The sequence below is a fragment of the Acinetobacter sp. TAC-1 genome (assembly GCF_029025845.1).
GTDB lineage: Bacteria > Pseudomonadota > Gammaproteobacteria > Pseudomonadales > Moraxellaceae > Acinetobacter > Acinetobacter guillouiae.
On sequence record NZ_CP118892.1, the window covers coordinates 3,603,957 to 3,630,416 of the forward strand.

Here is a 26,460-nt window from a genome sequence, read left to right on the forward strand (position 1 = left end):
AACTAAACCAAACCATTAGGAATATAAAGTACTACCAATACTTTATATTGAATAGTCCTCTATCCGCTATTCACATATGATCAACTAAATAGAATCTTACTCTTAACAAGTTAATTCTATAGCAGAAGGCAATATTTTTCTATTTTATTTTAAGCTTGCGAAAATGCGCAAGTTAGCATTTTTTGCCTTTTTAATGGTTTTTTATTCCAAAATTATTCCTGAGAATATATTTGATTATTTTTTAGGCAAATTGGTTATAAAAAATTGAATTTTATTCTGTTGAATAAAGCCCTCACTCAGAGGGCCATGCATCCCTCAATCTTTCTGCATCAGCTGCGTGTTCATCAGCTTTTTCTGCCACTGTTCGATATTCAGTAATGCAGTTTTCGAGTATGTCACTGTTGGCAATGGTGTACTCAACGATGGTTTCTTTGGTAGAGCTGGACAAGCGACTGCCTGCAATTTTGAGTTGCTTTGACAAGCTGTCAGCGCTGGACTGAGCAATATCAGCATCAGACTCAATTTGTTTAATTTTGGCATTATAGTTTTGCTCCGCTTTTAACTGTTGTTCTGACCATAGTTTTTCTTTGATTGCTGAGTCTGCTTTGGCCTTTGCATTTTCAGCTTGCAGAATAATTTCAGTCTGCTTGAATTTATCGATCTGCCCTGTTTTGTGGTTCAGTAAGGCAAGGCAGATAAGCAATAAAAAAGCGAGAAGTCCGATTAAGATTTCTCGCCATTTTGAGATGATTAGGAATAGTGTCATTTTAAAAATAACTCCATTTCAGCTTTGCGACGTTTTACCAGACCAGCCAAGACGCGACCACCAGCTTTGTTCCATTTAGGAAATTCAGCTGCAGCACCTTTATAGTCTTTGGCATTTAGCTTTTTAAGCAGAGTTGATTTGCTAAGATTGCCTTCACCCAAGTTATAAGTGAATGAAGCTAAAGCATCGAATTGGTTTTGATTGAGTGGCACTTTCACCAAACGATTGATAGCGTTTTCAAATACTACTAAATCATTGCGAAGATATTGTTCTGCTTGAGATTCAGTGCATGTATCCCCTTTTTTGACACGCACACCATTCGGATATTTAATTGTGCCAAATCCAATGGTCCAAATGCCCACACCATCGTCATAGGCTTTCAAGCGTTTACCCTCGAAACCTTTGATTAGATTGATTCCTGAGTTACTTGTTTTCATGGCAACTTACCTCCCGAAACTACTGCTTTCCAAATCAACACAAATGTATCGATCGCTTTACCACCTAAATGACCTGCCATGCCTGCAAGTACGCCAATAAGTACCAACGGCATATCCCAATAAATACACAATAGAACTGTGATAATCCCTGCGAATGCAGAGATAATTAACTCACCGAAAAGTCGCATAAATATCTCCTTCAACGGCTTGGGTTCTTTTGACTGATTTAGTCTGCGAATGAAAGCAACCAAGCCTCCAAGCATTGCCAAAGCAATCATCCAACCGTATGTAATGAGACCTGTAACGATCTCTTTTAATGTTTCTTTATCCACACAACCCCCTATTTTTGGCAATAAAAAAGCACCCAGAGGTGCTAAAACTGAATTGATTCTATTTGCTCAATACTTTCTGAGTCATAAATAAGTTGCCGAGCTATTCGGCTTCTTGAATGACAGTTTGAAACATGCTGAGCTAGCGCAATTCTCAAACCTTTCAATTGTTCTGCATTTAGCGAAACGATTGAGTTGTCCTTTAAAGTCCATTCCACATCCGCGCCAAGTTCACTGGCTGTGATGATCCGAGACTGAGAAGTGATATCTGAATCAAAAATATGCCCTAAAAATGAAAAACCGCCATATTCGGCGGTTTCCCTTTCTTCTTTAATCTCAGACCATTTCTGATCCTTAATTTGATCTAATGATCGGGGATCAACCCACTGTTTTAAATCATAATCGAATACATGATAAATTGAGGGTTGTTTCGGTATAGATGCCCACCAACCACGATAATACATATTTGATTGTGGAGGATCCGAAACAGCCAAACAACCAAGTGGCTTATTTAAAGCAATTGTTTCTTTATTTGCATAAATCAATTGCAGCAATTCGCCTCTTCTTGAAATAATAGCTGTCATTTTTTTAGCTCCAACACTGATAATGTAGCAGTTAAGACAGATGCATTACCTGCGTTCCAAGGTCGAATCATGAGTCCAGCGTCTGATATTGAAGTTGACCAACCCACTCTAATTGAATACTGAACATTTCCAGTATATGCATCATCAATGATTGTAGGTAGCTGAACAGCCCCATTAAACACCGCAACATCGTTTGTGGTTTCACTTGAAGATGCAACACGACCTATAAAAATTGGTGATCCATTCCTGTATAAAACAACACCACAATACATAGTTTTTGGGGCATTGCTCACTGTAGATCCATTAGATCTCCAAGCTGATGCGCAAACATTATCAACATAAACATAGCCACTGATTTGGCACTTCCCTCCACTTCTGTTTAATGATAAAGAGATAATGTCTCCAAAATAGTTTGATGTATCTAGAATTACCGCATCTCCACCAGTAAATACAGTTGCACTTCTCTGAGTATTTTTTGGGATTGGTGTGACAAGTTTGATTCCAACTGGCACCGTTACTGCATTGTCTTTGATCTTCAGAGTATCTACCGCAAGATTTGCAATTTTCCCCTCAGTAACAGCTAAATTATCAATTTGACCAGTCTTCACAGCCAGGTTATCAATATGTGAGGTCTTAACAGATTGGTAATCCATGAATACTGATTTCAAGTATGCGGCAACAGGAAATACTGTACCTGTGACTGGATCGGTAAATGGTGTGGTTCGGAATATAAATGGGTAGTACCCGACACTATCACCGCGTCCAATAGCCAATGAGTCAACATCAAAGATATACTGCCCCTCTACACCATCATTAGCACCTCCCCACCCAATAACTTTGCCATTCACATCAATTTTAGTAAATTTTTGTGCGTACAAACCATTGGTTGATTCAGCAACTTCTTGAATCGAAGCTGTATTGTCTCCAACCTTTGTTTGAAGCGTTTCAGTCAATTTAACATTGGCTGATACCGCATCTGCTGTTGCTTTAATCTGTTGTTGATATAAAGCATCATTCTGGTTCATTTGGGCAGTAACTTGGTCAGTGCGAATAGACTGAGCTAAATCTCCTTCTATACGTGCTGATTGTTCAGACCATACGCCAGCATATCCACCAGAATTACCAATGAGATCAGATTCTGAACCAATCAGTGGTGGATTGATTTGAGCATATACACCATCAACCTTAGTCGTTGTTGCTGTCAATTTATTGTCAACATCAGCAACTTTTGAATCAACAGTACTCAATGCACCCGTTGTCGCATAATTGCCGAGCTTTGCCTCTACAGCATCCACTTTCGATACAGCAGAACTTGCATTTGTCACTGCCACATCAGCTTTTGATAAAGCAGTTGCAGAATTGGTTAATGCGTTATCGGCTGTACTTTTTGCTGACGTTGCTGTTGCATTGGCTTGTTGCGCCATAGATGCTGCCACACTTGAATCAGTAACCGCAGTATTTGCTTTGCTTAATGCACTGGCTGCATTAGTTTTTGCAGTCGATGCATCTGATTCAGCAACATCAACGCGGCTATCTAAAGCCTCAATAGAGCTACTGTTTGCTGTTGATTGTGTTACAGCAGTTTCAGCTTTTTGCTGTACTGAAGACAAGGCTGAATTATTGCTAGAAATATAGTTATTTAAAGCAAGCGTATTCGCTTTATCCCCATCAACTCGCGATTGAACCTCTTGTTGTGCAAATGCTTGTACATCATTGATCTGTGCAACTGTTGTATCAACTCGTTTACTAAGGGCTAGATCACCTTCAATCATTGCTGATTGGAGTGACCAAGTTCCAGCAAAGCCTTGATCATTGCCGATTAAATCAGAAGTGGACCCAATTAAAGGAGGATTCAGCTGAGCATAAACACCATCAGTTTTTTCAGCAGTCAATTTCAAATCATCAGCAACAACCTTGATACTTGATTGTGCTGCTGCTAAACCTTGATCACTTGATTTTTTGACTGTATCTACAACCTCTAAAACAGCATCATCGCCTGCTTTAATTTGCTTTGTTAATCCATCTTCCAACGTGCTAATTGCAGTTTTTCGATCCTGTATTTCAGTATTGATCTTTGTAGTTGTTGAATTGATTGATTCAATACGCTCAGTCCGTTCAATCGCTAAATCATCATTTGCTTTTTGAGCTGACTCTTTCGCTTGCTGTACAGAAGTCTTAAGCCCTGAAATATCAGTATCAATATTTTCAATGTGATCAATCTTAGTCTGTAAGTCTTTATGCAATTGGCTTTCAGTGATTTGCTCATTCAATAGTTCAAGTACATCTGAAGCATCTACTGAAGTTACACCACTGACCCAATCTGACCAGTCACCGACATTACCAATGCGATCAATTAAACGCCCACGATAAAACTGGCGCAGATTTGGCTGCATTCCTTGAATGGTATGTACCGTTGTCGGATAAGCAAATAAACCCAGTTGAGCAATATTTGATGTGCTATCTGGTGAAACTTCAATTTCAGTATATGCTGTATCAAGTGCGCCAACAGATGGAAACAACCAGGTTAATTTCATGCCAAATAAAATACCTTCAGCATGGATATTGGCTAACTTTGGTGGTTTTCCTTGCTTGCCTTTCAACTCTGTCAAAACTGAATACGTTGGCAAGGACGAAATATCAAAAGCACTGATTGCAAATACGCGTGCTTCATATTTACCTGCATAGATACCAGCTATCTCTGCCGAATTGTTTCCAGTTATTGGTAACTTTAACCAGGTGCCATTATCTTTACGCCATTCAACTTGATACTTGGTTGCACCTTTGGCTTGTGGCCAACTGATCACCATAGTTTCAACAGACATTCCTTGCTGAACCATTTGCTCACTGGAAATGCTGACTGATTCAACAGGATCTTGAGTTGTAGGATTAATGATTGAGATCGGGCGATCATCAATAAATGCACCATGATCAATGGCATCAAATTTAGAATCAGCATGCTGTAATGCAGTAATGGTAAATTGATGTGGATCGTCTTGTGAGATTGAAACTACACGAAATTTCATCGTAGCTAAATCTTGAGCATCAATCACCCAGACATTTTGTGGGGCAACAGAGTCATATGCTGATACAACAGTAATAACTCGACCAGCAATACTCGATACAACTCTTGCCTGTGCCTTTCCATTCTCACCATTCACAACTAGACGGTCACCAGCTCGGCACACCACATCATCACGATCTAAGGTGATTTGTTTTAAATCAGCACTGACTGATGAAATACGCCCACCATTATCGCGTCCAGCCAATAAGCTGTCAGCTAGCTCAATCACTTTACCGGGTAATGGAATATAGCCATCCAACCCAACTTTAAATGTGACAGTTCGAGTTTCGAGCTGTTCTGTTTTTAAAGCCCATTGACCAGTACGTTGTGCTTGACCTTCTGATGTACAACCCCATGCCTCAAGTTCTAATAAGCGTACTGCTTTAGCCTCTGCAATTGATTTTTCATCACGCACAAAAACATATTCAGTCTTATAGCGATTTTGCGGATTATCCCAAGCCACTTTGACTGCATTATGCCGATCACGTGCACGCGTACCGGTGTAATTGATACCAAGAACACCATCAATAATATTGGCAGATGTGTATGTAAAAATAGCATCTTGAGGTACATCAGCCTCACATACGATCGATGCACCATCCCAATAACTGATTGCACGAAATAAACCTGCAAGTTTGCTTAAAATATCAAAAGCAGATTCGGCACTTTGAATATATACATTACAAGTGAAACGAGGCTCTTGCTCACCCTTGCCATCTGGTACCAACTGATCACAATATTGAGCCAAACGATACAATGACCATTTATCAATCATTGGCTCTGTTAAGCGGTTACCCAATGCATATCGCTTATTGGTACATAAATCATAGTAAATCCAAGCTGGATTATTGCTATAAGCGCGCTTAAATAGACCATCCCATATCCCGATGTAGGTTCGGCTTACTGGATCATAGTTGCTTGGTACTTTGATCTTTACACCCTTTAGATCAACTGCAATTTTGGCAATATTCGAGAATGTTTCAGCATCATATTGCACGCCAATCAATGCAGTATTTGGGTAGGCAAGTTTAAGATCGACAACTTCAGTAATGGCTTGAATATACATCTTATCGCTGACATATTCAGAGCTTGAATTCGGTGTTTTACGTGTGACTCGAATCAACCAATTATTATTGGCTTTTGGTAAGCCGATACGATGGGTACGTTCATAATTTGCTGAAGTTTTTCCTGACATTTGAGTATCAAGCATTAACTCCCATGATCCCCCATCAGTCTGCACTTCAATCGAGTAATCAATAACAATGCCTGAAACATCGCCATTACTTGGATCTTGTTGTTTTAAAGCCCCAAAGCGCACTCTTACAATCACGGCATCAAGATTAAGATTGGTAATCCCTTTAACCCAAGGCGTATCACTTTTAAGTTCAACACCAACAGCAGTTTCAGAAGCAATGCTTTCAAAACCTTCCATGTATGCCTGATCATTGGTACCTGAGCGAAAATCTAGAGTGACATCTTCAAAGTTTCTTGCACCACTATCGTTTTCAACTGGTGTGTCATCAAGGAAGATTGATTTAAAGCCATTTGCTAAGCCCTCAACTTCTCCTTCACTCATGCCATATTGTAAACGTGCATAGGTTTTTGAAGCGGTTGTATCGTTTGCAACTTTGGGTTGTCTTTGGTTTTTGCTACCGCCTTTTGCGCCTTTTACTGTTTTAAGCATACTTTTTCCCACACAATAAAAAAGCGCTTAGTGCGCTTATATTCTTAAATTATTTTTTTCCACCGCTGCTGCCACCGCCTGTAAAACCAGCATCTGCAGAACTAAAGGTATCTACTGCAAATTGACCAGCATTTACAATGAATCCACCGACTTCGCGCTGACCATAAAGAATCGGAACTGGATTACCTTGTGCGATTGTAGTGACTGCCCCACCAAATCCAAAGTTAGACTTATTTCCATCTTGGTTTTGATCTTGAGCATCAACTTTTGGGGTAAGCATTTGTGCAATACCACCAATGGACATTCCAATACCTGCACCAATCAATGCTGCACCATAAGGAGTTGTTGCTCCAAAAGTAAAATAACCAGCAACTATCAACACAACCCCTAAAACTAAATTTAGAACCCCACTGTCACCGCCAGCTCCAATGACTTTAGGCACGATCTTGATAACTTTAGCACCAGTCTCAAAATCAATCTGATCCTCAGAGATATTTTCATCATCTTGAAAAACAGCAAAGGTAAGTCCTTGTTCATGAGCTGTTAGCATGAATTTTTCAAAGCCGGGCACTTGGACTGATAGCGCTTTTACAGCTTCACGGGTGCTTTCAACAGCAAGCTTAAATTCCTTACCAAACTTCTTTCCCAGTACGCCATATAATTTGATCGTTTTAAGCATTCTTATGCCTCACAATTTTGACAACACGCTCTTGCCATTGTTGCCCAAAGATTTCACGCACTGACTTTCGACCATAAGGATGATGTAGGATTAATGGTCCACCAAAACAACTTGTGCTTTCTTCTGACTTTAATTGCCACTGATCACCCAACCAAATCACAGCATGATTCGGGTGTTCTGTACGGCCAACATTACACACCAACATGTCACCATACTGAGGTTGACTGACTTCATAAAATCCCGCTGCGTCTAAATTTTCAAGATAAAGGGATTTATGTTTTTTATCACTCCACCAATTATCCAAACGCTCAAAATCAATGAGTTTGATATTCAACTCACGACGATAAAAATCACGAACAATTGAATAGCAGTCTTGGTAGCCATGATGATAGTCACGACCAATGAGTGGGGCTTTATAGCCACAGGGTTCATAGACTTGAAAATCAACTTCAGGATAAGCACAAATCACCCATGGCATTTCATGAAGCTCAATTTGTAATAAATCTAAATCAGAAGCACGTGCTGTAGCATTGGGATGTGAATGGACATAGGCTTGAATCTCACCTTGATCTTCAGCATTCGCCAAGTCTTCATGGTGAATTTGAAACTGACCTTTTTCAGCGACATTACGGCATGGAATATACTCACCTGAAACAATAACCCCGCAACATTCTGCGGGGAAACATTGTTCAGCATGAGATAGAATCGCTGCTTTAAGTTTTTTATTTAATTTCATATTTACACCATCGAAGATGCAGGGAACCCACCAAAACGAAGCTCATTTTTACGGCAGTTACACCCTGATGTTCTAAAACTGCATCGATCTAAAGCTGGATTGTCTGTCGGCTCGTCTTTCTCAGTAAACATTGCTGCACCGATGTAGCCACATTCTTCACTTCGATATTCCCAGTTGCAGTAATTTGAGATTTGTCGTGTAGGAATCTTTAGCCCTTCAAAATCCACTGGATTAGAAAGATCAAAAGTTACTTGCTGAGCATTTTCAGAAGTCTTTTGTTCAATGAACCAAATCTGCTCGCGCTTCTCACTTGGATTAGCCGTAACATTACCAGCACTAAAATTTTCAGCATCGAGATATTTGGCTAATGTAGTAATGACTTTGATTTTCGCACCAGCAAAATCACCAAACTGTAAACAATATGTAGTTACCGCACCTTGAATACCTTTAATATTGTTGGCCATACTTAAAGTCGGAGCAGAAGCTTTACCATCACTGCGCATTTCTAGACCATCGACTTGTAATGCCATTGGTTCATAGGTCTGACCATTAAAAATGATATTACGATGCCATACTTTCTCATCTCCAACATCAAATACCTTACCGATTGAGCCAGTATCAGCCCCCATTAACCCATCTGATCCAATCGATGAATAAATATTTTCCCAGTCTTCAAATGAAATATGCCCATGAAAACGTAAGATGCCAGCTCCCAAGTTGCTGGCGTCTAACTCAAATAATGTGATTAATCCATCTACATAGAGTTTCTGATAATCACTGTTCAGAGTCATCTTTCAATGCCTCCTCAACAGCTTTTGCCAAATTGGTTTGTTGAAATTCAGGTGGTGTGTTAGATATTTCAATTTCAGACTTTGGCAATTCTTTCAAACGAATGTCGATCCAACGACCAGCAGGAATGTCTCTAGGTTTCTCAAGATTTGGAACAATATCACCCGTTTCTTCGTCAAACTTTTTGGCTAAGGTTTTAACTTCGATCGTGTTATCTTCAAGCTGTTGATATTTAACTGCAACCAAAACATTACCATTCGCATCTTTTGGCATTTCGATATACCAGCCATTTTCTGAAAAACCTTCTGTATTTTTTAACAGGTAGTGACCAACATCCACTTTTTCAAATATAGGTTGTTGTTCTAATGCTTCTTGATTCGCATCAATTTTATCTGCAAACAATTGAACAATTGGAGATGCAGCTTTAACAAAACCGTTTGAATCTATTGTTGTATTATTTCCTGATAAAATTTTGCCATACCGCACTCCACGGACCGAAGGATCTGCCTGAACAGAAGTAGAAACTCCGTGATATAAATCTCCATTATTAGTACCAATCAAATAATTATTTGTATAAGCGTTTAAAGTCGGTAACGATATTGCTGATCCCGAACCGGAAGACACATCAGGCACATCCTTAAAACTAATAAATCTTGTTTTACGCAACTCGGCAGTTGGTAAATTTTTAAATGGATTTGAAATCTCAGATTGAAAAGCACCTAAGCCAAATGCCCCAGTTTGAAGTAAATTTCCACTTCCTTCACCTACATAACGACTTGCAGCATGTGTATTATCTGTGAAGTTTTCATTTACCTTTGTGCCAGTCGAACGAAATGTATCCCCGCCTGCACCACTTGGTGCGGATCCTAAATTAATTGTTTGGATTGTCATATTTTTCTCACAAAAAAGCCCCAGCTAGTGGGGCGTGAAGTTGATTGGATTTAAGGGTAAAAAACTTGGGTGAAAGTGGTGGAGATTTGCCACATGCCAGCACCTAATGATACCAATTGATATTCACCAGCTTTGACACGAACCTCGCCATCTAAAGGGGAATCCCATAAAAAAGAATCTGCACCCTTATGATCATCAAAAAAGGCCTTAATTTCTCGAATTAAAGCCTCTTTACCATTTTTAGAGAATTGCCAAACACCTGATTTATTGTTAATCCCTACCGAGACATTTTGCTCATAACCATCACCAAATTTACTGGTTAAAACTTTAAATGTATTGGATTGAGAGTTGCCTTCAAAGTTTTGGCAGTGAGTGAATTTACGGTTGCTCATTTAGACAATAATCCCCCTTGACGCTTCTCTCGAATAATCACAGCTCGTACAGCATTGCCAATCGCATCACCAAGTTGCTTTTGGTTTTGAGTGTTCCCACCTGAAGTATTTACGCCTGAGTCGGTGATGTTGACTTCAATTTTAATATCTCCACTGCCTTCACCCTGAGCTGAATTTTTTGGAATGGAATTGAATCGTCTACTATCAACATCAGTATAATTAAGTCGAGGCACCCCGATCTCACCACCATCTTTAAATTTTTGAATACTTAAATCTGACTGAGTAGATGGGGACTTCATAGACATATATTTGCTATGATCTGGAATCTCACCAGTAAGATTCATGTAATTTAAAGCGGATAAACCAAGTTTGGACACAGCTGAAGCCTTCATCATAAACTCGCCATTGGATGCCATGATTGGAATATCATCACTCGTTCCAGTGCCTTTGCCTGTGATGTGTCCGCCAGTTGCAAAACCCTGAGGGGTAATAGCTTGGATCATTGCTAAGAAAGTGCCCTGATCTAAAGCCGCCTTAGCACCTGCGGCAACTTTCTGCCATACAGTACCTGGCTCTTTAGCATAAGCATCTGAAACAGACGACCATAAATTCATACCAGCTTGAGCAAGCGCAAACCCCTGCTGCATTGCAAACATTGTTTTATATGCACCTGAGCTTTCACCAAGAATACCTTTAAACATATTTGCAAATGAACCAGTCAACTGCTGGGCTTGAGTTAATTGCAGATTCAAAGAATCAGTTTGATACTGATTTTCAATATCAATCATTCGCTGATTATGTGCAGCCCAAATTTGTTCACGAACCTCAGCTAATTTCTGTAAATCCGCTCCAGGTTCTTGCTCTTGGTTTTCTACATCTGCAATCTGTGTATCGAATAGATTTTGTGATGCACCCATTCTGCTGAATTTATCTTGGTTGACTTGGTATCGACCAGTAGATCCATTCATTTGCGCTTGAACCGTATCCCATCCTGTTGAAGCATCTTTTAAACGACGATTCATATCAACATGGTTTTGAAGTGCGAGCATTTGTGATTTGAACGCTTTATCTGCTGGATCATCATTGCTTTGCTCTAGAAGTCTCCTTTCAATGTCATATTTTGCTTTGGCAAGCTGCAACTCAGACATATAGAATTCTTTAGATTGAAGTAACTGCTGTTCTCTAACAAGTTTTGATTTTGCAAGTTCGTAATTATATTGCTTATCAATCAATGCAACAGCTTGGGTGCGCTGTTCCTTTGATAATTCAATATCTCTAGATGCATAAAACTTCTTTTGATCAAAACTATCTTTCAGTAATTGTTCATCAGTTTTCATAAAAGATGAATATTCTTCAAGTTTAGATTTTAGCGTATATTCAGCAATCGCAATCTCGTTGTCTGCTCTTGCTTGATACTCAGCTTTGATTTCCGCAGTACGTTCTGGTGTAAAGCCAGCCTTATCTATTTCAATCAACTTGTCTTTCAAAGATTCACGAATCTTGGTGACTTCATTTGCAACATTAAGCTCAAGTGACTTTCTAGATTCTGCCTGTTGTTTCACAAAATCAAGGTAGTCTTTAAGGTCCCCCATAGTATCGGAAGTGCCTTTAGCCTTTAGCTCACTACCTCCAAGACCCACAATCCATTTATTGACTGATGATGCAAAGTTAGCAACTTCTTTATTGCGATCTGAACTACCATCAACCCTTCCAGTTTTATCAAACTGTCTAGAGCCACCAACACCTGCATTATGGGACCGAATAGCAGACTCCCAACTACCCAACTCCTTGTAAGCTTTAGCAAGATTTCTAGCCACAACATCAGCAATTACAGGGAGATTTTTAGAGTCAGCAACACTGATTCCATTATCTTTTCGGTAACCACTTGTTGTTTGGAAATAACCGATAGCACCCGTTGGACTAACAGCATTAGGATCCCCCTTAGATTCTTGAGCCATAAGGCCTGCAAGATAATTTTTAGGGATGCCATATTTAGCACCAATACCATCTAAATCGGCTTTAGCTGAAAGATTCGCTATCTTCTGAAGCATTAGCAACTCAGACTGAGAATATTTAAATCTCTTTTCAGCTTCTCTGGTGCTCTCTTTTTCCTTTTTATTGCGCTCACTAATGAGATCACTTTTTTGCTGTTCTAGACTCACACTTTTTAAAATTAAGTCCTGTTGCTCTTTGGTGACAATTGAGCTTGTTGCAAATGCCTCGGACCAAGCTTTACTCAATGCTTGTGCTTGCTCAGCTGAGTAGCCTTGATTCAAATACCCAATTGTTAAGTTGTTTGAATAATTCTGATCATTCAAAGAGTTAATATAGTCTTGTAATTTGGTTTTAGCATTTGTGGCTGCGTTCGCAATGCCATCCAAACTACTGGCTTGTTTGTCATGCATAAATGCAGCATTAGAGGATTTATTTCCTGCCAATTCAGTGGTGATTCCAAAAACCTTAAGTGCCTCTTGAACCTTGTTAACCACTGGTAATTTTTCACGATAAAGGTCATTATCTTTTTGCAATTGCTTAAGCTGATCAGGAGAAATGAAGTCAAGCTGGTTAAGGGATTCAATTGCCTGCTCTTGACTCATTATTCCTTGTCGAACTTTATTTGAAATCTCAACAATTTGAAGATTCCCTCTATAAGCATTTTGCAGCTCAATTAAATGAGCGTTGAAAACGTAATTCAACTCTTTTAATTCTTTATTTTGCCCCTTAAAAGCTTCCTGTAGTTCTGATTTGGCACCATTTTTTTGTACTCCTTGAAGCGCTAACAATTCCTCCTTGGTTTTGTTTGCTACATCGGTCTGCTCTGCCAATTTTTCTGTTGCTTTTGCAGTTTGGTTTTGCATATACATATAGCCAGCAGCCAAACCAGCAACACCTATTGTTAGTAATCCAATAGGGCCACCAACTACACCTAAAGCTCTAGAACCGAGTGTTGTGCTTGCATTCAAAGCATTCTGTGCAAGAGTGCGCTGTGCTGTTGCTGCCGTCATATTTCTTTCCGCTACAGCCAACTGGATTGCAACTTGTGTTGCTCTTGTTTCTAGAACGATTCTTTCTTGAGTTGTAATATTTGTGCGTAATTTAGCAACAATTAAGTTTTGTTCTGCTGCTAATTCTCCCACTTTTGCTTTTGTGCGTAGCACCTCAACCATTGAAAGCCGAACTTGCGATTCTAGAGCAGCAGTATCCGCTATTCGACGCTGAATACTTTCAGCAATCGATTTTTTCATTGCTATTGTTTGAGTTAGTATTGTTTTGGTTAGAAATGCGAATCCACCCACCATTGCAACATCAGCAATAGTATCAACATTGTCAGCAACCAATTTTATTGAAGATGCGAGTGTTTTTGCTGCCCCTGAACCCGAACTAGCCTCACCAACAAATTTAGTGACAGAATCATTCAACTGTGTAAAAGATTGAGCAATTGTAAAGTCGGTTTTGGAAAATAAATCATCTACAGAAGTTTTGGCTTTGGTTAAAGCCTTAATTACGATGTCACCTGTTAATTGTCCTTCACCCGCCATTTTACGCAGTTCGCCAATGTTTACCCCTAAACCTGTTGCAATTGCCTTTAGGAGTGCTGGCGCCTGTTCTGCGATACTATTAAACTCCTCACCACGCAATACACCCGAAGCTAGAGCCTGCCCGAACTGCATCAATGCAGCTTCTGCACTCGCTGCGCTCGCACCTGAAATTGAAATGGCTTTTGAAACCGTATCAGTCAATGAAGCTGTTTGCTGCATTGTGATACCAAGACGTGAAGAGTTTTCAGCAAAACGTTGATAAACCTGAGCAACCGAACCCCAAGATTGCGCTGTCGCTTGAGCAATAGCAAAAGTATCTTTAGTAGCAGTACTTAATTCTTGCTGAGAATTAGTAACAAGTTTTAATCTGTTTTGTAAGTTTGTATAGCTATCTGTATAGGCTATCACTTGATGAATTGAGAATGAACCTAATGCGGCAACTGCCAGACCTTTTATTGCATTTGATGCGCCATTAGTACTTTGCTCAATGCGTCCTAATTCTCGATTAGCTGCATTGGAAGCGTCACGCATACCCTGAGTAAAATTGCCTGTACGACAAATTAAATCAAGGGTAAGAGATCCTAATTTAGTTGCCATACTTTTCTCCAGGCAATAAAAAACCGCCTAAGGCGGTTCTAATCTTTTAAGACAGGCTATTTGTTGATTGACTCATAACCTTCCATACACGCTAAATAGTAATTTGCAGAAAACTCATTTATAGATTCTTTTTTATTGCTTTCAGTAGAAAACTTAGGTTTGCTATAAGCATCTCTGAGTATTAATTTCACTAAAGAAGCCTCTTTTTCAGTTGATTCGCCTTTCGCAACCATTTTATTTAAATTATTCAATGCTTCAGCAAGTGGTAAGCCATTTTGCCTTATTGCCATTGCAGCCTCAGAAATTGCCATAGCATTTAGGCAATTTTGCTCTTGGTCTTTACTTACCTCTTTCGCAAAAAGATTTCCACACTGTAGCAATATAAAAGCCATTATTAATTTATTCATACCCCACCCTAAATTATAAATTTAGACCAAGATACTAATTATTGGGTTAAAAAGAAACCGACCTAAGTAGATTTCTTCTTAATAGCTTTCATGCGTTCCTCTTCAAAACTTGTCGGAGGTGTCTCTTCATGGAGCATGTATTCCCTTGCATCTTCTATTCGCTCATCCTCAGAAGCATGAGAGTTAAAGTACCGAACAAATAGTCTTGCAAATTCCTGTTCCAATCTACGACCAAAAAAAAGAGATCCATACTTATCTCGGTAGGATCTCCACGTCATTAATTCAGGTCGGGAAATATTAGCTTTGGCTTCAGCTATTGTTCTGCCGCCGATTCCGTTGATGACGAGTTCGCACCAGAATTCTTCTCCTGATTCGAGATCCACAGCTTTCCCGTGAAATTCACCACTTCATCAGCCGCATCAAACAAAGCGCCAATGACTTCAGTTGAAACTAAGCCAGTTTCTTCAACTTTGGAGAAGAGTCTTGTTTCTTCATCTTCATAAATGGTGTGATATAGCAATGCCTTACGGTATTGATCAATCGTTAGCTCAGAATTGTCTTTTAAACCCCATACATCCGCTGTAACCGCAAGTTCATCATGAGTAAGGACCTTAACAAAAACCTCTCCTGAAAACTCTTCCCCTGAGGCACCACGATACTTAATTGGTTTTTTTACAAAAGTACCAACACCAATGGATTTTTGAATCGCCTTTAATGTGAGTTTAGCCATTATGCTTGCACCTTAAATTCTTCAGTTACTTCTGTTTGGCGTTTCATAGGGATTGTATGATTGACCATTGCATCTACAGCGAACACTGGTGAGCCTTTACGCAAGATTGCAGTGAAGTGTGACCATGTGCGAGTTTTAGGCAAATCAATTTCACTCACCAATGTTGGCTCTGCAATACCATCCGACCATCCGACATAAACTTTAACTTCGGCTTTTTCTGCTGCTAATTTAAGCAATGTCATATGTGATAGGTTTTTAGGATCTGTATCAATTTGAATTGAACCTTCACCCGGTGTACTTAGACCATATTCAGAAGTTTTAGTACTGGTTTCTTGCAAACAGGTTGTATCTACTTCTGTCGCACTGTCATCCCCAAGCACTAAAGCTTTGATACAGCCCATTTTCGTTAATACAGGTACTGTGCCATGGACAATCCACACATCGGTACCATTAGATAAAACGCCTTTCTTCGCCATGAGTAGATCTCCTCAATTTTTGGCATAAAAAAACCACCCGAAGGTGGTAGTTGGTTTAAATAATTTAGTTTTCTGAATTTGGCTTAACTGCTTTATTAAAATTCTTAGAAGCATTGTTTAAGGTATTTTTTGTGCGCTGAAATACTTCGCCATCTTCAGTGGCATCAACAGGAATCATTACAGCATCAACGACAGCAGTTACAGGAGTGACAGCAACTGAAACAGCTGCTTTGGTTAGACTTTCAAGCATTCCAAACATGGCTTTCTCCAAGTTTTAGGCAATAAAAAACCTCCTTTCGGCGGTTTCGTACAATAAATAATTAAAATTTTTTCTAGCGATCAAACCACCAATTCGCATCAAAGCCACGTCCGAAAACTTTAACATCACCCATCATTTCATCCATGTCGGGAATTAAGTCACCATCTGTACAATCAGGATATGGAAGGGATTTAAGAATCGCATCACGTATGATTTCTGCTCTTGTCGCTTGAGTGTCAAAAACAACCAACTGAAAATACCGCTGTGAAATCTGTGCTCTACAGTCTAAATTTGTTGATGGTGTATCCCCCATCCCACTCCAAACAGCATATGGAAATATTTTATTAGTTGGTGCAATACCCTGATAAATACGTGTACCAAGATGTGCAACCACTTCAGGGGATTTTTGCAGTTCAATAAATACTGGTAATACGCTCATGTAGGACTCGCTAAAGCTTTGTCGATTTCGTCATTCAACATTTGAACAAACTTGTCTGTTACAGGCTGAATGTTGTTCGCAAGTGCTGGACGCATGAATGGTACGGCTGGATTATTTACAGATCCAAATTCAACCCAACGCCAATGCCTCGTATCACCACCACTCAAATTAGGTGGGTTTGGATTAGAGAATGACGCACCACCTCTCACACCTACTCGGATTTTAATATCACTGAAATTTCTTGTTTTTCCAGCTTGAACACTAATGTTTTTCCAAATCTTCTCACGTGTTTCGGGATCATCAATTAACTTGGCATTATTACGCGCTGCATCACGAACAATATTCGCTGCCTGTCTTAATGATTTACGAACCATAGATTTTACTTTACGCGGATTATTGAGGCGTTCTAGTTTGGATTGGAGTTGATCTAGTCCTTGGATATCGAATTGAATATCAGCCATATCTACCCCAATAATTTAAGCTCAAATGTCACATAAATTTCAGCGTTTTCATTGTCAGGTTTAGGCGGTGAAACGATCTGAAAAGTCTGATCTTTCCATAACACGCGCATTTCTGTTGTGATATCAGTACGTTTGCGAATCTTTAAGCGTGCATTGGTTTCTGATCCAACCGCTTTGGCAGTTAAGGTATCTTTTACAGATAAAAACTCAACTTTAGACCAAAGCTTTTTGTATTCAGACCAAATCGGCTCAAGTTCATTGTTATATTCATCGGTGGGCGTGATTTTATGTTGAATGGTTACTCGGTGGAGTAGTTCGCCTGCTCTTTGTCCCATACATCACCACCAAATGTTAATTTTATAATATGTTGAATCTTCAGAACCCATGCGTATTTCTTCAATCACCTCAAATCCATTCCTAGAGAGGTTTATTATGAGTTGCTTAACTTCTTGGCGCGAATAAAGTTGTTTCGCAATACTCAAAAATAACCTTGAATTTCCAGTCTTTATGGTTTCAAGGATTTTGGTTTCAGCAATAATTCCTAATCGTTGTACCTTTTGAACATCTGTTTGCAAACTCCTTGCGTGTGATGCTGAAATCATGATTCACCTCAAATTGCAGTAGGTTTACGATAGTGGAACAATAAGGACTGCACAGGCATTGGAAGATAATTACCGTTTACTGGTGTTTCACTCTCAGCATTACGGTGCTTATCCCAAAATCCACACAACAACAAAATGGCTTGATGAATTGCCTTAGGATATTCAGATTCAAATTCATCTGTGATGTAGTTTTTAACCACTGAATCTGCTGCGTCTAAATACCCCTGCAACATCATGTCATTGTCATCATCGTCATAGCGCAAATGTTCTTTTAGGGTTTCTAAACTAACAATACTCATTCATCACCCCATTTCTTTTGAGCTAATTTGAAGTTTTCATGATTAAATTCGCCAGAATGTTCCTTTTCGCAGTGCCAAAGTGAGCCATTCTTGGTGACAAATTCACCTACTTCATAATTTGAATTTTGACTAAAAACACCTTTATAAAGTGATTTTGATTCTGCTGGCTGACTTGAAGTGTTGGTTTTACCAAATGGATCATCTTGTGCATCACGTTTGGCTAATGCTTCCAGTGAGAAGTTTTGCTGTTGCATGTATGGCGTATTACCACCGATAACAGGCTCTCGATTAAATGCTGCTCTAGCTTCATCAATTTTAAAGATTCCAGCTTTTACACCACGTTCTTGAAAGTCCATCTGAGATGTTTTATCCATACGAATAAGAGCATCAATATCTAGGAATATCTCTAATCCTCTCTCTTTCAAGCCTAAGCTATCATCAAGTAAATTCTCAAAAGATTCGATTAAGCTCTGCAAGCAATCTGAATAATAGATTTCATTTAGATCGCCAACTTTTTGACCTGCTGGGATGCTACCCATACCAACCTTAAAAGCTGGCACATGTAGCACAGAGCAAATTATTTCATTTGAAAGTTTTAGCTGCTCTATTGTTTGAGCGTCAGATGCCGAAATGGAAATAGGTTGATACTTTAAGTCATCACCAAGTACAGCAGTTTTACCAATATTTGCGCCTGAATAGTTTGCATTCCAAGCTGACCCAATGGCTTTGGCTTTTTCTTCGTTGATTGCACCAGGTGCAGTTAATATCCCACTAGGTCTACTCATGTTGCCAAATGAGGCTTTAGAGTTTTGAAGTATGTTCAAGCCAACACCAGCTAATAACCCATAGGCAGTAATTGCAGGAATTCCCACTAAGGGATGATAAAAGCAATTTTCACGATCATGAATAATCTCAGAAGCAGGCACAATAACTGATTCAGTTTGATTCAAATTATCCATACCAAGTTGATAAAAAACCTGACCACTATCACTTACAAGTGGTTTAGTTTGATCGGGATTTAAAATCACAATACGGTAAACATAACCAAAAGCATCGCGTATTTTTAAAGCATAGGCATTACCCCTAAGCTTTTTTGATATCTGCCAAAACTCTAAGAATTGTTGCCAATTTTGATAGTGATTCGGTTTTTTAAGAACCTTTAAATCTTCTGGAATTGCTGCTTCAACATATATATTTCTTTGCTTCTTTTTTAGAAGAAGTGACATTTTCCCAATGTCTTGAGAAATAAGACTTATGCAAGAAAATACTGCTGGGTGAGCAACAATATCCTCACGTCTTAACTCATCATTCTTCTGCCAAGCACCCGAATAAGGCTCATGTACAAAAAGTGATGTAAAGCCACCGCCCGAATTGACAGACGATAGCGATTTTTTACGAAATAGTCTGTCAAAAAATCCCATTTTATCCGCCTTTATTCTTCAGTTTTAGATGGTTTCGCCTTAGGTGCTGGCTTCTTTTGTTCTTGGTAAATATCAGCAATATTCAGCTTTACAAGTACATTCGCCTGAATATCTGGAATTTCCTTCACATCACCCACTTTTGAATCATGAGTTTCTTTTAAATATTTAATTTTCATAGACTGTTCCCATAGCTAAACATTTTGATTGCTTAGATATGAAAACAGCCCCAATTAAGGAGCTGTTTGTTAATTTCGATTAGGAGCTAATTAAGCACCACCACCTTGGCTTGAATAATCGATAAACGCAGATGCAATTGCACGACGTTTAGCCCAAGTAATGAACTTCTCTACACGAATGGCAAACTTGTTTTCTTGCCATAAGTTGTGTGTGGTTGAGCCATCTGTAAGTGTAGCTTGATCGCTATAAGCAACATCAACACCACCATCTTGAGCAATCAGTAATTCACTCATTTTCACAAGAATTACTTTATCCCCAACTGATTGGGAGGTAACTACTGGAATACCCAATAATGTACGTGCGGTGCCAGCAAAACTCATTCCGTTGAAGTAGGCACCACCCAAAGCATCACGAAGCAAAGCATATTGCATAGCGCGAGTTTCGCTCATTAAGAAATAAGCATTGTCAGTGCTTAAGTTTGCTGTAATGAAAGTTTCGATTAACTTTAATAAGTCTGCTTCGATTTGCGCAGCAGTTGTGCCTGTAGGCGTAATTGCAGTCACGCCATTTAATACACCTGCAGGTGTGGTATCGGTTTGGGCTTGTGCACCAAGGAAAGTTGTATCAATCAATACTTTCGTTGCTTCAATCAAATCATTTAATACAAGTTGGTCAATTGCTGGATCTGCACGACGAAGAAGTTCTTGCGTGTAAACAGTGATTGCAGCCAGTTTATGCTCTTTGATTTCAATACTGCCAAAAGTTGGATTGGTTAAAGGTTTTTTCTGACCTTCACCAACCCATGAAGCTGTACCACCAGTTAATTGGCCGTTAATTTTCACATTGAATGGAACTGAGCGAAAACCTTTCAATTTATCGAAAATTGTTGCATTGCGAAGCAATTCAAGGAAATCACCTTTATATGTATCCTGTTGGACTAAAGGCGCTGCAAATCCAGCATCAGTGGTTGTACCAAGTGTTGCTTTTTCAATGTACTGAATCGTGTCCTGGTTATAACCAAGTTGTTTTGCGGCTTCCACAACTGTAAGGATATTGCCTTGCTTTTGCTCGTGGCATGCAAGCATTTTTGCGCGAGCAAACTGAGCGAATGGAACGCCTTTAGGAAGATTTGATGAAGTAGTAGCAACTGTTTTAGTCGTTTTGCCTTCTGCAGTATCTTTGGCACCTTGTTCAGATTGACCATCAACTGGAGTAGCTGATTTCGCAGCTTTGTCAGCCTCTTCAATTTGTTTACGAACACGTGCAATATTCTTTTCAATTGCTTCGATATCCTTTTCAACAGCCTGAATCGCTGCTTCTGTATCTTCATCAGGAGTTTGACCAGCATCTAGTGATTTAGTCATATGCCCTTGAAGTTCAAGATTCTTAGCAGCCAAAGCATCAAGAAGCTGTTTTAAATATTTATTCATACTAATTTTACTCCACCCTTTGTTGGGCTATTAAGTTTTACAATTACGTGTTTTTGCTCAGATGAAACGCCATCTGAACCGGTTTTCTGAGGTTCTTTGCCCAACGCGGCTTTGTATTCCTCGAAAGCTTTCGAATAATCTGTTGCACTCTCGCGATTGCATGGGATAGTCACAAGGGAAAGCTCGTACCACTCCCAATCATTGAATTGGATGCCACCACCTTTGATGAATTCGGCTTGTTCCCAATCAGCCAAGAAGCCAACTGATAGGCCTTTGACCAATCCATATTTAAGGCTTTGATAGGCTTCATCGACTCGGGCTTTTAAGTTGCCTTCTTCGGCGATTTCAGGAATGTGAATTTCAACTTCTATCCCTTTATCCGTAACCTTTGCATCAATGACCTGACCAATCGGAGCGCTATGTTCATGATGAAAAAGCAAAGGCAGTGGCAATTCAAACTTGGCACCACTTGGAACCATGATGTCTTTTGCTCGATCTGAATTAGGTGTGCTTGCTATACCTTTAAAGGTTCGCTTTTCATCATTTGTGCTTTTGATTTCAAAAGAGCCAAATGATTTTTTTAGAGCTGGCATCTGGCTCTCCTTAAAATGAAAAACCGCCAATTAAGGCGGTTATTGAGTTGGATTTATTTATACAAAATGGACGATGTATTTCTCAGGCTCACCAGCTAAGGCTAATATTCGATTAATCCCCATAAGCAAACACACAGCTCCATCGATCTTGAAGATGTTTTTCTGTTTACGGGGATAATCATTATTGTTTGCATCTGGTTTGCTGATCACATTACCAACCATCCAAGACAAAATAGGATTTCCGTCATGATGGAATCGACCTGAAGCAATCGCAGCAACAAGTTCTTTCATAGGTGGTGAAAAGTTTTTAGTGTTCTTTGCTACTTCAACAGCTTCAAGACCACTATCATTAATCTGTTTGGCAATTAAACGTGCACCCCAGTTGTCGTAAGGAACTTCAATAACTGAAAGACTTTTCGAATCAGAGATTAAATCCGAAGCTACCAAATCCAAATCTGTTTCAGCTCCTTCATGAACATCTAAAAGCCCCATGTTGTCCCATTTCTGGTACCGATCTAAAAGTGCTTTTTCATCACCTTCAAATACTGTTTCATGTGGCAAGTAGAAGTTTGGTGAAATACAGTAGTAATGCACCTTTCCATCTATGATTCGCCAAAACAAATTGATTCGCGCACAAATATCGATCTTTGATGCCAAATCTAATGGCATCACACATTTATCTTCAGCAAAATCACTAAGCTTTAAGGTTTTATCTGCACAAGCATTCCACTTTTCCATATTGAAGTACTGCTCACGCGCAGAAACCCAAATGTTTAAATGCTTAGTCTTGAATGTATTTTGACGAGATGGATTATTTATTGCCTTACGTTGCTGTGACTCAAGGTAATCGCCATAAACAGAAACATCGTAATTTGGATTGGCCTTGGCTAATACCTTAGGATCTGTCCACTCATCACCCTCATCAATGGTCCAGATATATCCAAACAGCTCATCATCTGGCACTGTACCAAGCAACATGTCTTGAATACGTAAACGCAAGTCGTGACAAGGACCATCAATATTGAAACCTGATGTTGTAATAACAAACATCAATGGCTGACGACGCGCCCCCATACCCGTTTGCATAGTGTCGTACTGTGCATTTGTTTGATGCTCGTGATATTCATCAATAATTGCACAATGCGGTGACTGTCCATCAGGCGGATCGCCTACAATAGTTTCAAATAATGAGCCATCTTCAGGTATTTCAAGACTGCCAGCATTTATCTGTATTCCAGCTGCCTCAACAAAATCAGGTGAACGCACTGCCATTAATCGAGCTGGTTTAAATACTTCCCATGCTTGTTTTTCGGTGGTCGCACCAGCGTAAACCTCGCTGCCCGATTCACCATCATTAGCAAACATATTGAGAGCAACACCAGCTGCAATTGCTGACTTACCATTTTTACGAGGAATTTCCCAATAAGACTCCCTGAATCGACGGTACCCATCCTTTTTACGAACCCAGCCGAAAGTACAAGCAATTCCAAATTTCTGCCAAGGCTCTAGTCTTAGCTTCATTCTTTTCATTGCCCACTCACCTTTTGTGTGGGGCAACAATTCAATGAAAGCTATCTTTTTTTCAGCTAATTTAGGGTCAAATTTATATAAAAAATCTTTATTTTTGCTATTTTTTAAGTCATTTAAGTGGCGTTCACAGGCTAATTTAACCCATTTACATGCAGGGATTTTATTTAAAACGACTTGCTTAGCCCACTTATTTGCAATATCAACATTCGGGAAAGCTGTCATTTAATGGCCTCACTACATGTTCATTACCTCTGCGAATGGGTTGTTCTTAGGCTTTCCGCCACCACCCAATAAGCGTGTACGTGATGCAGGATCTAGACCTAACATTGAGCCAAATTGAGCGATTTGTTTTGATGCTTCATTGACAGCAGTTAAAGCTGGATTTTTAACTCTTCCTGATTCTGTTTGAATAGTAATTCCATATAAAACAACTTCATGCTGTGCTTCACGTAAGTTGTGATAGGCCATGCAGAACATTTCAACGTTGTGCATATCTGTAAGTTTTAATATTTTTCTTTTTAGTAATTCAGGAATAATTGACTTCCACATTGTGACCGCTTGATCCATGTGCTCTAAGTGAAAAGGCACATCAATATCAAAAACATCATCAAAATCAGTATCGCCAGTTGCTTTGACTTTTGGCTTACGCCCTGCACCAGCTACCGCATTTCGCCCGCCCATGTCAAGACCCTCAATTTTTAATTTCGCTCACGTAAAAATGTGGTTAAGGGGGCGGTCATTTCGGCAAAAGCATTAAACTTTTCACCTCCCCCCCTCCCTTATTTGAGAATGATTATCATTCATTTGCAGTTTTGATTTTATGGCACGAGTCACACAGTGATTGAAGATTATCAATTGAATCTGTACCACCTTTGGCCTTATTCAATATGTGATCGACATCTGTAGCCTCAGCCAAGCGTCCATCCTTTCCACACTGCACACAGAGATAGTTGTCACGCTTCAATACAACCTCACGCAGCTTACGCCAAGCATGACCATAGCCGCGTTCTGTAGTTGATCCCATTCGCTCTGGTCGCTTGTTCCAATTACTGCGCTTATCTGCATGATCATCACAATAACCTTTCTGACTGCGTGACTTAACAAGGTTAGGGCAACCCCATTCACGGCATGGACGGGACATCTTCATCACCTACTATTCTATTTACTCCACACAATCCAATCTTGACGATTGCATGAAGCGGCTCATCTGGTTTATTCACAATCTCACAAGACAATTGATCAGCTAGAATCTCACCAGTTTCAGCATCATGAATAGCAACGCACTTCTTATTGTTAACTACCCGTTTAAGTATCAAAGCTCTTCGCATATCTCACCCATCCAAATACCCTGAACTCTCACTCTCACCTTTCAAATCCAAATGCTCAAGCAAGTGATTAATCTGTGCTGCCTGTTCGTTGTTGATCTGAATGAGTTGATTGTTCTGTTCTAATAGTTTGTTGTTCTGCTGGATCAATAACACCAAGACCTCGCAGGACTTTACGCATTCGTTCTTTTGCTCGTTCACTTTGATTCCTCACCCATTGTCTTCGTTGTTCACAGCCTTGGCAGCTCATATCACCCACCAATAAACTTTCTTAAAGTTTCCAATCGATAGTGTGTTTGTGGATTGTGAACACCAATGATGCACTTATCTGTACAGTAGCCATGAACTTTAAAATGCTCATTCCACTCATCAACGTAATAGACAGCATCGTCATGGGCGTTTTCAAGAATATCTAGAATCTTCTCAGCACCTAAACGCTCAATAAGTTTTTTATGTTTCATGAGATCCTCACAACAAAATAAATTCAGCATTTTGATTTATGTATTCTTTCCACTTATTGAACACATACACATGCCATTTACCTTTGATTTTCTTTGCTGGTGCCCAACCTAGGTGAGTTCTAACTCTGTGAGTTGCATCGTTTCTGCCCATATCTCACCAATCCGACCAAGGATTTAAAGCTCTTGGTTTGTTTTTGTGATACTTCCAATTTTTGTAGTCTTGGTACCATGAATAGAAATAAATCAAAACCACACTAATTAGGATGACGATTAAACCAATCAGAGTAATATTCATCCCACTTTCTCCCAGACAAAATAAAACCCCTTTCGGGGCAAAGGAAATGTAGCGAAAGGCTGTGAATTATTTATTTAATTCAGCCTGATACAACTTTTGTTTAAGTAAATAACCTTCCAGTTGCCAAATCTTGTTACGTGCATTTTCATACGCAATCTTTTGACCAATAATGCGATCATAGTTTTCAGGACTTGCACAAGCTGACTCACCTGTGACTGTAAAACCATTTTCCAAGGTTAAAATGCAAATGGTTAAACACGGGGTGCTTTTATCACTTTCCCAATCACCAACAGCATAAGCAGGTTCAATATCACCTGTTAGGTAACGAATTGCTCTGACTTTTGAATCAATAAGATCGGGCTTTAATCGTGGTGCATTCAGACCTTTGTCTTGAATTTCTTGTTCAATTTGCTTTTCGTTTAACATCTTCACTTTCCCCTAGGCATTAAAAAACCACCGTTGAGGTGGTTAGCTATCATATTCTTGTTGCTCTTTGATCTTTTGATCAAAATCAATCTTGGTTACAGCTTTAGGGATAATCATAATTCTTGAAATATCCTCATTGTTAGCCCTATTTTGTTCAATAGATTCAACTAAGCGGTTTATAAGTCCATCATAATCTTTGGGTGCTACATGAACTTGCTCAAAATCAATTTCACAGTCTAGTATTTTAACCTTATCCTGCTTTTCTAATAATTCAATCTTATCAATCAGTCGACCTTTTAACTCGTATGCATCACGAAGAGTTAGCTTAGAAATGTCTAAATCATAAGGATCTTCAACTGTAAATTTATTCATCTTATTAACCCTCTTTTATAGAGTTAAATTATACCATAACAACATGATTTTATTAAATTATATAGGTTTTAAATGTGTCTAAGTTTAACACTAAATAGCTTTGATTTTCCCACACTTCCGACACTCTCTCACCGTAAAGAAATCTGAATATTCCCAAACGTGACGGCAGAAGATTTGTTTGATTCGGAGCATGTTGTTCTCCTGAAATGCAAAAAGCCCACATTTCTGTGAGCTACTCGTCTTTCCGAGCTGTCAACATTTGCATCTACAACT

Annotated in this window: 31 protein-coding genes; all 31 read right to left on the reverse strand. The window is 39.3% G+C overall.

Annotated elements, in window-relative coordinates:
* Positions 1-292: 292 nt before the first annotated feature.
* Positions 293-766, reverse strand: coding sequence for a hypothetical protein (locus PYV58_RS16760; RefSeq protein ID WP_275059587.1), 474 nt, complete (start codon positions 764-766; stop codon positions 293-295).
* Positions 763-1,203 carry a lysozyme gene (locus PYV58_RS16765; protein WP_275059588.1) on the reverse strand — a complete coding sequence of 147 codons (441 nt, stop codon included), beginning with the start codon at positions 1,201-1,203 and terminating at the stop codon, positions 763-765. Before PYV58_RS16765 ends, PYV58_RS16760 begins: the two co-directional genes overlap by 4 nt.
* Positions 1,200-1,535: a phage holin family protein gene (locus tag PYV58_RS16770; RefSeq protein WP_034708947.1), complete on the reverse strand. Its 336-nt coding sequence runs from the start codon at positions 1,533-1,535 to the stop codon at positions 1,200-1,202. The genes PYV58_RS16765 and PYV58_RS16770 overlap by 4 nt, the downstream gene beginning before the upstream one ends.
* Before the next feature lie 41 nt (positions 1,536-1,576).
* Positions 1,577-2,116, reverse strand: a complete 540-nt coding sequence (locus tag PYV58_RS16775; RefSeq protein ID WP_275059589.1) for a DUF4376 domain-containing protein — start codon at positions 2,114-2,116, stop codon at positions 1,577-1,579.
* Positions 2,113-6,861 (reverse strand): phage tail protein, encoded by a 4,749-nt coding sequence (locus PYV58_RS16780; RefSeq protein WP_275059590.1) that lies wholly within the window; start codon positions 6,859-6,861, stop codon positions 2,113-2,115. The genes PYV58_RS16775 and PYV58_RS16780 overlap by 4 nt, the downstream gene beginning before the upstream one ends.
* 49 nt (positions 6,862-6,910) lie before the next feature.
* Positions 6,911-7,540 carry a tail assembly protein gene (locus PYV58_RS16785; protein WP_275059591.1) on the reverse strand — a complete coding sequence of 210 codons (630 nt, stop codon included), beginning with the start codon at positions 7,538-7,540 and terminating at the stop codon, positions 6,911-6,913.
* On the reverse strand, positions 7,533-8,276 hold the full coding sequence (locus tag PYV58_RS16790) for a C40 family peptidase (protein ID WP_275059592.1): 744 nt from the start codon (positions 8,274-8,276) through the stop codon (positions 7,533-7,535). The genes PYV58_RS16785 and PYV58_RS16790 overlap by 8 nt, the downstream gene beginning before the upstream one ends.
* 2 nt (positions 8,277-8,278) lie before the next feature.
* Positions 8,279-9,067: a phage minor tail protein L gene (locus PYV58_RS16795; RefSeq protein WP_275059593.1), complete on the reverse strand. Its 789-nt coding sequence runs from the start codon at positions 9,065-9,067 to the stop codon at positions 8,279-8,281.
* Entirely contained in the window at positions 9,051-9,956 is a 906-nt protein-coding gene (locus tag PYV58_RS16800; protein ID WP_275059594.1) for a hypothetical protein, read from the reverse strand. Before PYV58_RS16800 ends, PYV58_RS16795 begins: the two co-directional genes overlap by 17 nt.
* A 50-nt stretch (positions 9,957-10,006) precedes the next feature.
* Positions 10,007-10,348 (reverse strand): phage tail protein, encoded by a 342-nt coding sequence (locus PYV58_RS16805; RefSeq protein ID WP_275059569.1) that lies wholly within the window; start codon positions 10,346-10,348, stop codon positions 10,007-10,009.
* Positions 10,345-14,484 carry a tape measure protein gene (locus PYV58_RS16810; RefSeq protein ID WP_275059595.1) on the reverse strand — a complete coding sequence of 1,380 codons (4,140 nt, stop codon included), beginning with the start codon at positions 14,482-14,484 and terminating at the stop codon, positions 10,345-10,347. Before PYV58_RS16810 ends, PYV58_RS16805 begins: the two co-directional genes overlap by 4 nt.
* 56 nt (positions 14,485-14,540) lie before the next feature.
* Positions 14,541-14,891, reverse strand: coding sequence for a hypothetical protein (locus tag PYV58_RS16815; RefSeq protein WP_275059596.1), 351 nt, complete (start codon positions 14,889-14,891; stop codon positions 14,541-14,543).
* A 313-nt stretch (positions 14,892-15,204) separates the two neighbouring features.
* Positions 15,205-15,621, reverse strand: a complete 417-nt coding sequence (locus PYV58_RS16820) for a hypothetical protein (RefSeq protein WP_275059597.1) — start codon at positions 15,619-15,621, stop codon at positions 15,205-15,207.
* Positions 15,621-16,097, reverse strand: coding sequence for a phage tail tube protein (locus PYV58_RS16825; RefSeq protein ID WP_034616709.1), 477 nt, complete (start codon positions 16,095-16,097; stop codon positions 15,621-15,623). Before PYV58_RS16825 ends, PYV58_RS16820 begins: the two co-directional genes overlap by 1 nt.
* Positions 16,098-16,161: 64 nt before the next feature.
* Positions 16,162-16,356: a hypothetical protein gene (locus PYV58_RS16830; protein ID WP_275059598.1), complete on the reverse strand. Its 195-nt coding sequence runs from the start codon at positions 16,354-16,356 to the stop codon at positions 16,162-16,164.
* Positions 16,357-16,429: 73 nt separating this feature from the next.
* Entirely contained in the window at positions 16,430-16,795 is a 366-nt protein-coding gene (locus PYV58_RS16835; RefSeq protein ID WP_275059599.1) for a DUF3168 domain-containing protein, read from the reverse strand.
* Positions 16,792-17,256: an HK97-gp10 family putative phage morphogenesis protein gene (locus PYV58_RS16840; protein ID WP_275059600.1), complete on the reverse strand. Its 465-nt coding sequence runs from the start codon at positions 17,254-17,256 to the stop codon at positions 16,792-16,794. Before PYV58_RS16840 ends, PYV58_RS16835 begins: the two co-directional genes overlap by 4 nt.
* A gap of 2 nt (positions 17,257-17,258) precedes the next feature.
* The gene (locus tag PYV58_RS16845) at positions 17,259-17,591 is read right to left on the reverse strand and encodes a phage head closure protein (protein ID WP_275059601.1); all 333 of its coding nucleotides are present in this window, start codon (positions 17,589-17,591) and stop codon (positions 17,259-17,261) included.
* A gap of 3 nt (positions 17,592-17,594) precedes the next feature.
* On the reverse strand, positions 17,595-17,858 hold the full coding sequence (locus PYV58_RS16850; RefSeq protein WP_275059602.1) for a hypothetical protein: 264 nt from the start codon (positions 17,856-17,858) through the stop codon (positions 17,595-17,597).
* 8 nt (positions 17,859-17,866) lie between these two features.
* The gene (locus PYV58_RS16855; protein WP_004817444.1) at positions 17,867-18,157 is read right to left on the reverse strand and encodes a head-tail connector protein; all 291 of its coding nucleotides are present in this window, start codon (positions 18,155-18,157) and stop codon (positions 17,867-17,869) included.
* Positions 18,154-19,578, reverse strand: a complete 1,425-nt coding sequence (locus PYV58_RS16860) for a phage portal protein (protein ID WP_275059603.1) — start codon at positions 19,576-19,578, stop codon at positions 18,154-18,156. The genes PYV58_RS16855 and PYV58_RS16860 overlap by 4 nt, the downstream gene beginning before the upstream one ends.
* Positions 19,579-19,589: 11 nt before the next feature.
* On the reverse strand, positions 19,590-19,754 hold the full coding sequence (locus tag PYV58_RS16865) for a hypothetical protein (protein WP_275059604.1): 165 nt from the start codon (positions 19,752-19,754) through the stop codon (positions 19,590-19,592).
* A 90-nt stretch (positions 19,755-19,844) separates the two neighbouring features.
* Positions 19,845-21,185: a phage major capsid protein gene (locus tag PYV58_RS16870; RefSeq protein ID WP_275059605.1), complete on the reverse strand. Its 1,341-nt coding sequence runs from the start codon at positions 21,183-21,185 to the stop codon at positions 19,845-19,847.
* The gene (locus PYV58_RS16875; protein ID WP_275059606.1) at positions 21,182-21,778 is read right to left on the reverse strand and encodes an HK97 family phage prohead protease; all 597 of its coding nucleotides are present in this window, start codon (positions 21,776-21,778) and stop codon (positions 21,182-21,184) included. The genes PYV58_RS16870 and PYV58_RS16875 overlap by 4 nt, the downstream gene beginning before the upstream one ends.
* A 57-nt stretch (positions 21,779-21,835) precedes the next feature.
* A complete protein-coding gene (locus PYV58_RS16880; protein WP_275059607.1) occupies positions 21,836-23,530 on the reverse strand; it encodes a terminase TerL endonuclease subunit in 1,695 nt (564 codons plus the stop codon).
* Positions 23,531-23,542: 12 nt separating this feature from the next.
* On the reverse strand, positions 23,543-23,989 hold the full coding sequence (locus PYV58_RS16885; protein WP_275059608.1) for a phage terminase small subunit P27 family: 447 nt from the start codon (positions 23,987-23,989) through the stop codon (positions 23,543-23,545).
* 115 nt (positions 23,990-24,104) lie between these two features.
* Positions 24,105-24,449, reverse strand: coding sequence for an HNH endonuclease (locus tag PYV58_RS16890; protein WP_275059609.1), 345 nt, complete (start codon positions 24,447-24,449; stop codon positions 24,105-24,107).
* Between the two features lie 254 nt (positions 24,450-24,703).
* Positions 24,704-24,883, reverse strand: coding sequence for a hypothetical protein (locus tag PYV58_RS16895; RefSeq protein WP_275059610.1), 180 nt, complete (start codon positions 24,881-24,883; stop codon positions 24,704-24,706).
* 1 nt (position 24,884) lies between these two features.
* Entirely contained in the window at positions 24,885-25,094 is a 210-nt protein-coding gene (locus PYV58_RS16900) for a hypothetical protein (protein ID WP_275059611.1), read from the reverse strand.
* Positions 25,095-25,455: 361 nt separating this feature from the next.
* Positions 25,456-25,815 carry a Gp49 family protein gene (locus tag PYV58_RS16905; protein ID WP_275059612.1) on the reverse strand — a complete coding sequence of 120 codons (360 nt, stop codon included), beginning with the start codon at positions 25,813-25,815 and terminating at the stop codon, positions 25,456-25,458.
* Between the two features lie 42 nt (positions 25,816-25,857).
* A complete protein-coding gene (locus PYV58_RS16910; RefSeq protein ID WP_275059613.1) occupies positions 25,858-26,187 on the reverse strand; it encodes a hypothetical protein in 330 nt (109 codons plus the stop codon).
* Positions 26,188-26,460: the final 273 nt, after the last annotated feature.